Annotated in this window: 11 protein-coding genes; 5 read left to right on the top strand and 6 right to left on the bottom strand. The window is 36.8% G+C overall.

Annotated features, from left to right (window positions below):
• Positions 1–293: 293 nt before the first annotated feature.
• The 4 genes from dapF to V7068_RS02670 all read right to left on the bottom strand — a co-directional run bounded on the left by dapF (position 294) and on the right by V7068_RS02670 (position 3,540).
• Positions 294–1,277: a diaminopimelate epimerase gene (gene dapF, locus V7068_RS02655; protein ID WP_499710884.1), complete on the bottom strand. Its 984-nt coding sequence runs from the start codon at positions 1,275–1,277 to the stop codon at positions 294–296.
• Positions 1,278–1,599: 322 nt separating this feature from the next.
• Positions 1,600–2,178, bottom strand: a complete 579-nt coding sequence (locus V7068_RS02660) for a beta-class carbonic anhydrase (RefSeq protein ID WP_499710885.1) — start codon at positions 2,176–2,178, stop codon at positions 1,600–1,602.
• Positions 2,179–2,270: 92 nt separating this feature from the next.
• The gene (locus V7068_RS02665; protein ID WP_499710887.1) at positions 2,271–3,071 is read right to left on the bottom strand and encodes a hypothetical protein; all 801 of its coding nucleotides are present in this window, start codon (positions 3,069–3,071) and stop codon (positions 2,271–2,273) included.
• 151 nt (positions 3,072–3,222) lie between these two features.
• Positions 3,223–3,540: a DUF4870 domain-containing protein gene (locus V7068_RS02670; RefSeq protein ID WP_127760915.1), complete on the bottom strand. Its 318-nt coding sequence runs from the start codon at positions 3,538–3,540 to the stop codon at positions 3,223–3,225.
• Positions 3,541–3,749: 209 nt separating this feature from the next.
• On the opposite strand from V7068_RS02670, the gene V7068_RS02675 reads away from it, so the two are divergent.
• The 4 genes from V7068_RS02675 (at position 3,750) to V7068_RS02690 (ending at position 6,593) form a co-directional block, all read left to right on the top strand.
• Entirely contained in the window at positions 3,750–4,532 is a 783-nt protein-coding gene (locus V7068_RS02675) for an undecaprenyl-diphosphate phosphatase (RefSeq protein ID WP_499710888.1), read from the top strand.
• Positions 4,533–4,823: 291 nt separating this feature from the next.
• Positions 4,824–5,378 (top strand): GNAT family N-acetyltransferase, encoded by a 555-nt coding sequence (locus tag V7068_RS02680; protein WP_499710890.1) that lies wholly within the window; start codon positions 4,824–4,826, stop codon positions 5,376–5,378.
• Positions 5,379–5,539: 161 nt separating this feature from the next.
• Positions 5,540–5,935: a CidA/LrgA family protein gene (locus V7068_RS02685; protein WP_499710891.1), complete on the top strand. Its 396-nt coding sequence runs from the start codon at positions 5,540–5,542 to the stop codon at positions 5,933–5,935.
• Positions 5,910–6,593 (top strand): LrgB family protein, encoded by a 684-nt coding sequence (locus V7068_RS02690; RefSeq protein ID WP_499710893.1) that lies wholly within the window; start codon positions 5,910–5,912, stop codon positions 6,591–6,593. The genes V7068_RS02685 and V7068_RS02690 overlap by 26 nt, the downstream gene beginning before the upstream one ends.
• Positions 6,594–6,687: 94 nt before the next feature.
• On the opposite strand, the gene V7068_RS02695 is transcribed toward V7068_RS02690, so the two are convergent.
• Positions 6,688–6,828: a YflJ family protein gene (locus V7068_RS02695; RefSeq protein WP_127760927.1), complete on the bottom strand. Its 141-nt coding sequence runs from the start codon at positions 6,826–6,828 to the stop codon at positions 6,688–6,690.
• Positions 6,829–6,884: 56 nt separating this feature from the next.
• Positions 6,885–7,958 carry an undecaprenyldiphospho-muramoylpentapeptide beta-N-acetylglucosaminyltransferase gene (murG, locus tag V7068_RS02700; protein WP_499710894.1) on the bottom strand — a complete coding sequence of 358 codons (1,074 nt, stop codon included), beginning with the start codon at positions 7,956–7,958 and terminating at the stop codon, positions 6,885–6,887.
• 153 nt (positions 7,959–8,111) lie between these two features.
• Here murG and V7068_RS02705 point away from each other — a divergent pair, with 153 nt between their 5' ends.
• Positions 8,112–9,470: an MATE family efflux transporter gene (locus V7068_RS02705; protein WP_499710895.1), complete on the top strand. Its 1,359-nt coding sequence runs from the start codon at positions 8,112–8,114 to the stop codon at positions 9,468–9,470.
• Positions 9,471–9,492: the final 22 nt, after the last annotated feature.

Consider the following 9,492-nt stretch of genomic DNA (forward strand, 5'->3'; position numbering starts at 1 on the left):
TAAATAGCAAATGATAACTCTCAAATCAAACGGTTGATCCATATACACATCACTCCTTGTCCTTATTATAAATATTATTCCGAACATACGGAAAAGTTACCAAAACACTCGACTCCCCTATCTTCTTAAACAAATCAAAATGGATGAGATACTTATAAATCCATTTCAGATACATGTTGAGGCTTTATCTAGCAACTGTATTGTTCTTGATATTAAAGTCAAAAATCGCTTTACCCACTATCTATCCATACAAAAAGGGCGTTCCGATGTTATTCGGAAACGCCCTTTCCTATTCATAAAACTTCTTTTAAATAGCTTTGTACGTCTGCTTTAAGCTTCGCATATAGCGTAATTTCTTGATCAAAACTTTCTTTTGTCAGCACATTAAATTGCTCTGGACAATTTAAATCCACTTCAATCGTTGCTTTGTATTCATTTGTAGCATTCCCAATCAAGTCAATGGAATATTGATTATCACGTTTATGAACAACACATTTCACTTTACCACCATTATTGAATACGGAAATATCACTTTCAAGCTGATTTAAACCATTTAAACATGTTACTAAACTTGAAGCTGACATCGCTGTTCCACATGCGTTTGTAAAGCCAACACCGCGTTCGAATGTACGGACATAAATATGTCCTGCTTCTAACTGTTTTACAAAGCTTACATTTACTCCATCTGGGAAAAGCTCATTCGGTCCATTTACTTTTGTTGCTAATACTTCCTGAACATCAGAATGAATCATTTCGCTATCTACAATCGTAACTAAATGTGGGTTTGGTACAGCTAACGCCGAAAAAAGAAGCGTATCATGTAATTCTGGCAATCGTTCGTTTTGTAATTCGCTTTGTTCAATCACAAGCGGCAAATCCTTAACATCAAAGCTTACCGGTGAGATTTCTACTTTAAACGTCGGTATTCCTTCATATACATCGGCTACCTTTTCAACCTCTAAATCCACTTTCATCGTTTCAATAACTAAGTTCTCTTTACCGAGCGTATCAATTGCATAGCGAGCTACACAGCGCAGCCCATTCCCACACATAGATGCTTCCGATCCGTCTGCATTAAACACGCGCATTCTTGCATCAGCACGCTCGCTTTTTAATACGAATAAAATACCGTCCGCCCCTAATTCACGATCACGATTACATAATGCTAGTGCTAATTGGCGGCGTTCTTCTTCTGTAAAAGAAAGATTCGTCGTTAATTCATCAATAATGAAAAAATCATTACCTGAGCCGTGGCTTTTTAATAAATCAATAATCATCTTGTCTCATCCTATTCTGTTGAATACTTAAAAACACTACATTTAATCCTATCATAGCATTTTCAGTTGAATTATGTCAGTAGGATTCTTCTTTACAAATGGCTTTGTTACATAATATTGTTAATAGCACAAATAAGCCAACAATCAACAGCATTGTATAACAAGGCCTTGCAAATAACTATGATGCGATATTGTAGCTTTCTACAAAACTAAAAAGCGTGCGAAACCAAAGCTTCGCACGCAATAAGCCACAGCTGGCCCCTATTATTTAACTAAGCCTTACAATAATATAGAAGGAAACAAAGCATGTCCCTCAAGCACCTTACTTAACGTTTTCTAATTGTTTATATCCATCAACAACTACTTCTAATTTTCCAGTATCCGGCGCAATAATCAAACCATGAACAGGAATGTTTTGTGGAATTAGTGGATGGTTTTTAATACAATTCACACTATGTTTTACACTTTCATACACATCATCAAAGCCGCGAAGCCAATTTTTAATATCAATTCCTGAATTTTCAATTGTTGAAATCGTACCTTCTGGAACACCGCGATTAACCATCTTCTTAATCATTTCATCTGTATTGACCGCTGCCATTCCACAATCATGATGTGGAATCACATAAATTTCATCTGCTTTCAATTCATAAACAGCGACAAGGATACTACGCATAACACTTCCAAATGGATGAGAAACGATTGCTCCTGCTGTTTTTAAAATTTTCACGTCACCATTACGGACATTCATAGACTTTGGAAGTAGCTCGACAAGACGGGTATCCATACAACTAACGATTATCATTTTTTTATCAGGGTATTTAGTTGTTTGATACTTTGTGTACTCCTCTTCATTAACAAACTTTTCATTATAGTCAAGAATTTCATTTAACAAGCTCATTTGTTGTCATCTCCTGATTAGCTATGTATTTCATCTATACATTATATCAAATATTCATAAAATTGACTACACTTCTGTTTTAAATCAGATATTCAATGATCACGGTGATGTAATACAGCGGCTAAAAAGCCTAAAATAATGACTCTCTCCTGTTCAGTAATTATCGAAGAAAAGGTAATAATCGGTGTATTTAATTCAAATCGCTTAGCCCACTCTACCGGCATCCAGCCTTCTTGAAAGGAGGCGACACTTTTCTTATCTATTGTTTTAAGTTGTAAAGAGTAAAGACTTGCTTTTGATTCTACTGCAATCCATTCACTCTGATTTCCTTTATAGATGATCCCTTTAATTTTAATTAGTGAATCCTTCCATTTTTCCTGATAACCCCCAATTATTTCATCATCAGCATTATAAATCGTCATCGAATTCGTTAACCCTGCTCGAGTATGATATTTTGCCCTAACTTGTCCATCGCTATCCAATAAGATAAATCGCTTGGGCAATAGCAGTGAAACGACGTTCGGAATCAACCACATAAACCAACGCATATTTTGATCGCGAACTTCTCCAAGAAGCAAACCTTTCGAATCAAATAGCAGCATACGCAATGTTGGTGCAGGCATAAAAACGACTAATACATGGTCTATGCTTAATAACTGACCACTTGTTTGCATCGGCTTATCCCCTAATTTTTCTACCCTTTTATCATAAGTTCGAAAATAAAAGAAGTGAAGCACACTAAAAATGATGATTGGAATAACAAAGATTAATAAATCCCCTTCAAATAATTGTAAAAGATGACAAACAAAAAAAATAATCGCTAACAATAGGGAAATCCAAGCAACGCAAAAGCATGCTTTTGCTGTTTTCTGATAATACTCTCGAATATTCATAATTAGCTCCTTGACTAAAGATTCATACTCTCTATATTGTTATTTCGCTATCCATTCCTTAATTCCCTTTAACAAAAATCAACAGTATCCTATAACAAAGCCTAACAAAAAAGAATCTAGACAAACATCAGCTAGATTCCTTTTTCATGACTTATAAAATTCGAAAAATAAGTGGAATTCGATACTCGACTCCTTCATAGGCTCGTATCGCCGCAATGATTGTAAACACAAACGCTGCAACCCCTAAAATAGGCAGAATCAATACGCCAATTCCAACGAAAACAAGAAGTGCTCCAATTATTCCATAAATCGTGTAGGAGATAAGAAAATTAAAATACTCTCGGCCATGATAATCAATATATGGTGAATCTTTTTTCACTAACCAAATAATGAGCGGTCCAAGAAGCGGAAAAAATAAACTAATAACATAAATAAGAACAGCAAATACTTTTTCATCTTGGGTAACCATTTGTCGTTCCTCCTCTCTCATTCCATACTATATCTAGTTATACGCATAAACATAGAAACAGTTTCATTTTTCATCATTTTATACAGAACTTTTTAACATATGCACTAGAAATTCCGAATATATCGCTTAATGTTGCACATCTTTGGACATAGACTCGCATACAGATAATTAGTGTTTGTCCTTACTACTTTTACCTGAGGTGAATTCAATTGTTAAATGAATTTCAAGCATTCATTCTCGGCATCATTCAAGGGTTGACTGAATTTTTACCGATTTCCAGCACAGGGCATTTATATTTAGGACGTCACCTATTTCATTTAGATGAAGCGGGAATTTTCTTAGATACGATGCTTCATATCGGTACATTGCTTGCTCTACTTGTTGTCTATAAGCAAGAAATCATTTCCATCGTCAAAAAGCCATTTTCAAAAATGACTGTGTTACTCATTGCCGGAACGATTCCTGCAGTATTTGCTGGCGTCTTACTTGGAGATTGGTTTGATTCACTTTCGAAGTCAGGTGTGACCATCGGCTGGGAGTTTCTTGCTACTGGTCTCATTCTATGGTTCGCAGATGCAAGAAAGGGCGGCACGAAAACATTAGAGCAAATTTCCGTAAAAGATGCGTTTATAATCGGTACGTTTCAGGCAGCTGCCATCATGCCTGCCCTCTCTCGGTCAGGCTTAACAATTGCAGCTGGATTGTTGTGTAAACTCGACCGCTCCACCGCTGCTTATTTCTCCTTTTTACTGTCGATTCCAGCAATCGCTGGCGGCATTGTTTTTCAAATGAAGCCTATTTTCACTGGAGAAGTGGAGCGTCTTTCGTTTATGGCTCTTTTTATCGGTACGTTAACTTCAGCAGTCTTTGGGTATATAGCTGTTGTTTGGATGATTGATTTCTTAAAAAAACAATCGTTAAAGTGGTTTGCCTTATATGTTTGGATTCTTGGAATCCTCATTTTATCCCTCCAATTTACCGGAAAATTTTGAATAAAAACGCATGATTAATACAATCGTTTGCATAAAATAAAAATAACAAAATTTAGTCGAAAAAATAGGCAAAATTACTATATCCAAATGCATTTTTTTTTAGTATTATAGCAAGGTAGAGCATATTATATTTCTGACAATAAAAATAGGGAAGGCAAATGGTGCGCCACCGGTTTCCCGGTTCTAGTGGGTTCGATTCCCACCCCGAAATTTTTTGATGAACGACTTAAAAAATTTCGAGGGTGGGCGGCAGCTACGCTATAGAACTGCCCTCAAAGCGGAGGGATGGAAATGTTAAAGAAAAGAGAGTTTGTTGATTGTTCGTCTCTTTATGATTTAATGTCGCATCCAGATGTCTTCCCTTTCGTACGCCAAAAAGTAGATTCTTACGAAGAATACGTTTTTGTTACAAAGCAAACGATTGAAGCTGAAGAAGCTGGTGAACTAATTTCAAGAACAATTTTAGATGAATGGGATAATCCGATTGGCTGCATCTCCCTATATGATGTGGAAAATGGTGCAGGATTTCTCGGTACATGGTTAGGTAAACCATTCCATGGAAAAGGCTATAATACTCTTGCAAAAGAGGCTTTCTTTAAAGAAATCTTTTTTGACCTTGGTATAGAAACCGTATTTATGCGCATTCGCAAAAAAAATATTCGCTCTTTAAAGGCAGCTGAGAAACTCCCTTATGCGATGAAAGTAAACGAAACAAGAAAAGCATTATATGAACAAATCAACCAAAATGAAGATCTATTCGATCTTTTCGAAATTCCAAAAGATTTATACACGCTGCATATCCTTCGACAAAATGATGACAATGATCAACATCTTATGGAGGCATAGTGCACTTAAATCCCTTTACCATTTGTGTAAAGGGATTTATTTATTGACTGAAAAGTTAATCTTTTCTGATTATTACTCTATTCATCGTAATGATATTTTCGTATAATAAACACATCACTTGAACATTTTTCCAAAAAAATTCGAAAGGATTTGTTTCAATTATGATGAAAAAAGGATTTATTTTTATCATTCAGCTGATAGTGCTTATTACCATTTGTAAAATTGGTTACTTGTGCACAGATTTCTTCCATTTACCCATTCCTGGAAACGTTATTGGGATACTCTTATTATTTATCCTGCTTCAAACAAATGTCATAAAGCTGGAATGGGTGGATTTCACAGCTAGCTTCTTTGTCAAGCATCTCGCTTTTTTCTTTATCCCGATTGCCGTTAGCTTAATGACATTAGGTGCTTTATTCTTCCGCTACGGATGGTCTTTAGCACTTGTTCTGGGCATCAGTCTAATCGTTGGTTTTATCGTCTCTGCATTAACTGTACAAAAGCTTGCACAGAAAGGAGAAGTCAAACAGCATGGAAACGTTCATCACCATTTATAGCATTACTATCACCATTATCGCGTACATAGCGGGAAGAAAAGTATATACGAAATACCCATCACCTTTTACAACACCCGTTTTTTTATGCACGATTGCTATTGTATCAGTCTTACTTATCAGCGGTTTACATTTCGAAGACTACATATTGGCTAAAGAAATCATCACATATTTTCTTGGACCCGCAACAGTCGCTTTAGCTATACCGCTTTATAAAAATCGTGCCATTATCGCAAAATATGCCATTCCAGCGATTAGTGGTATTATTCTTGGCTTAGCCGTCACTTTATGTATCGCGATTATCATCGCTAAACTATTCTCCTTCAGTTTAAACATGGTTCAAGCACTCGCTGTAAAATCCGTTACGGTCCCGATTGCCGTTGAGATTATGTCGTTATATGAAGGGGACGCAAATTTAGCGGCCGCCTTTGTACTTATAACAGGCATTCTTGGTACAATGATTGCTCCTTGGCTTATGGATAAGCTCCATATCACAATGCCTTTTGCTCGCGGGATTGCATATGGAACAATAGCCCACGGTTTTGGTACCGCTCACGCCGCTCAGGAAAGTGAGTTCACTGGGGCAGTAGCCGGAGTAGCGATGGCGATGGCTGGTATTATAATCGCTTTCTGTTTCCCTATGATTGATTCTTTTTTATAAAACGTTGTTAGATAAAATGGGCTAAATCAACAATATTCATTAACATCGCCTATACAAACAGGTTCGAACCGCGGTGGCTCGAACCTGTCACTTGTTATTTTTGTAACTCTTTATATAAATTCCGTAACACATACGTCTTATACAGCTCTAGCTTTCGACGCTCTACCGGATGATGCTTAATCCCCATCTTCTTTAATTCCGCAATAAACCAACCTTTTGAATATTGATAAGCCATTTCTATTCCTCCTCTAGCATTTAGAACAACATATGCTAGAGAAACTAGATACATGCTTATTTTTTCATTAAATCTAGTAATAATTGATACATTTCGGGTCCTGTTTTAAATGGGCGCTTCTGCTCCATCTTCGCGCGATACATCGAAGACTCCTTCAATAAATGATCAAGCGTTGACTCAAACTGTTCAAAACTCAAGTTTTCCTCTTGAATGACCTGACAAAATCCTTGTTTTTCAAAGCTCGCTGCATTTAAAATTTGATCGCCGCGAGAAGCATTTGCACTTAGTGGAATCAGCAGCATCGGTTTTTGCAAACCAAGAAACTCAAAAATCGAATTAGATCCTGCACGTGAAATAACGACATCTGCTGCTGCTAATAAGTCGAATAGCTCCTCGTGCACATATTCAAACGGAGCATATCCTGGCTGCTTCAATGACTCCTCGACATTTCCTTTGCCGCAAATGTGAATGATTTGATAATGACGAAGCAACTCTTCAAGATGCTTTGTAATCAAATGATTAATACGAACAGCACCTAAACTCCCGCCCATAATGAGCAAGACTGGCTTTTTACTAGTAAAACCACAAAAGCGCTTTCCTTTTTCTCCATTTCCCGCAAAAATACCATCGCGCAATACAGCGCCGATATATAACGCTTTTTCTTTCGGCAAATGGGCATTGGACTCTTCAAACGTTGTAAAAATTCTTGAAGCAAATGGCATCGCGATTTTATTCGCTAAACCTGGTGTGTAATCCGATTCATGAATAAAAATCGGAATTTTAAGCATTTTAGCTGCAAGCACAACTGGAACAGACACAAATCCCCCTTTAGAGAAAATAAAATCTGGTCGTGTCTTCTTTAAAATTCGACGTGCATCAAAGATTCCTTTAATTACACGAAATGGGTCTTTTAAATTTTCAATCGATACATATCTGCGCAGTTTTCCAACAGATACCGTTTCATAACGAATATTAGGGAATTCTTTTTCAATGATCGTTTTTTCAATCCCTTTTTCAGAGCCAATATACGTAATATCCCAATCATTTTTAATAAATTCAGGAATAATTGCTGTATTTACAGATACATGTCCAGCCGAACCTCCGCCGGTAAACACGATTTTTTTTGTCAATGTTTTCACCTTCCAACCAAAAGAACTTACCTTCCATAATACCACACCTGAACCATTCACCAACTAAAAAGAAAAATCAAATTCTTTTCATTTCCATGACAGACGTATGATATAATTTTTCCATTGTGGAAAATTTGAACTAGAGGTACATCAATGAATCAAACATTTAATAAAACAGCAAAAGTTCGCCAATTATTTCACCTATTAATCCCAATTCTTATTACTCAGCTTGGATTATATGCAATGACTTTTTTTGACATTATGATGTCTGGACAATATCATACCGTAGATGTTGCAGGTGTCTCTATTGGAAGTTCTTTATGGACACCGGTTTATATGGGTTTAGGGGGCGTGCTCATTGCGTTGACCCCTGTTGTTTCACAATTGGTCGGCTCTAAACGAATAAACTCTGTTCCCTTTTCTGTTATACAAGCCCTTTATTTATCCGTTGCTATTGCATTATCGGTTTTAACTGTCGGTACATTTACGGTTAGTCCCATTTTAAATATGATGGAGCTAGAGGCAAATGTTCATCAAATTGCTCATGACTATCTTGTGGCACTTTCATTTGGAATCATTCCCTTGTTTATTTATGATACATTGCGTGCTTTCATTGATGCACTTGGAAAAACAAGAGTATCGATGCTCATTACACTCGGAGCCTTACCAATTAATATTTTATTAAATTATATGCTTATTTACGGGAAATTGGGACTTCCGGAATTAGGAGGTGTTGGTTCTGGATACGCAACTGCGGTTACGTATTGGATCATAGCTATTGTGGCCATTATCGTCGTCATACGCATTTATCCATTTGCCGTCTATAACGTATTTCAAAAGTTTTACCGCATTTCATGGAAAGAATGGAGCTCATTCTTAAAGATTGGAATTCCGATTGGTCTCGCTGTGTTTTTTGAAACAAGCATTTTTTCTGCTGTAACCTTACTGATGAGTGAATATGATACCGTGACCATTGCCTCTCATCAAATCGCTATAAATTTTGCTTCACTGTTATATATGATACCATTAAGTATTTCCATGGCTTTAACGATTGTTATTGGCTTTGAAGTAGGCGCAAAACGCTTGAAAGATGCTCGTGAATATAGCCTAATCGGAATTACGATGGCTTTATCCATGGCTTTACTTTGTGCAACCGTGCTGTTCTTTTTCCGAGAATCAGTTGCCTCTATTTATACACAAGATCAAGCCGTTATAACGCTTACGACTCACTTCTTACTATATGCAATGTTCTTCCAAATATCGGATGCTCTTCAAGCTCCAATTCAAGGGATTTTACGAGGATACAAAGATGTCACCATTACCTTCTTCATGTCACTTCTCTCTTATTGGATACTTGGATTACCGATTGGTTACACACTCGCTAATTTTCTCGATATGGGACCTGATGGTTACTGGATTGGATTAATTGCGGGATTAGCGATTGGAGCAATTGGCCTCGCTACAAGACTAAGGTTCATTCAACGAACGAATGTCCTTCAAAATGCTTCATAAAATAACCCCTTCTTCAAGCAAT

It is taken from the genome of Bacillus sp. JJ634, from assembly GCF_036962285.1.
In the GTDB taxonomy this organism is placed as follows: domain Bacteria; phylum Bacillota; class Bacilli; order Bacillales; family DSM-1321; genus Peribacillus; species Peribacillus asahii_A.

Excerpts from the sequence above, each read along its gene's own strand:
- dapF (WP_499710884.1), bottom strand. The coding sequence starts at position 1,277 with ATGATTATTGATTTATTAAAAAGCCACGGCTCAGGTAATGATTTTTTC.
- V7068_RS02660 (WP_499710885.1), bottom strand. The coding sequence starts at position 2,178 with ATGAGCTTGTTAAATGAAATTCTTGACTATAATGAAAAGTTTGTTAAT.
- V7068_RS02665 (WP_499710887.1), bottom strand. The coding sequence starts at position 3,071 with ATGAATATTCGAGAGTATTATCAGAAAACAGCAAAAGCATGCTTTTGC.
- V7068_RS02670 (WP_127760915.1), bottom strand. The coding sequence starts at position 3,540 with ATGGTTACCCAAGATGAAAAAGTATTTGCTGTTCTTATTTATGTTATT.
- V7068_RS02680 (WP_499710890.1), top strand. The coding sequence starts at position 4,824 with ATGTTAAAGAAAAGAGAGTTTGTTGATTGTTCGTCTCTTTATGATTTA.
- V7068_RS02685 (WP_499710891.1), top strand. The coding sequence starts at position 5,540 with ATGATGAAAAAAGGATTTATTTTTATCATTCAGCTGATAGTGCTTATT.
- V7068_RS02690 (WP_499710893.1), top strand. The coding sequence starts at position 5,910 with ATGGAAACGTTCATCACCATTTATAGCATTACTATCACCATTATCGCG.
- V7068_RS02695 (WP_127760927.1), bottom strand. The coding sequence starts at position 6,828 with ATGGCTTATCAATATTCAAAAGGTTGGTTTATTGCGGAATTAAAGAAG.
- V7068_RS02705 (WP_499710895.1), top strand. The coding sequence starts at position 8,112 with ATGAATCAAACATTTAATAAAACAGCAAAAGTTCGCCAATTATTTCAC.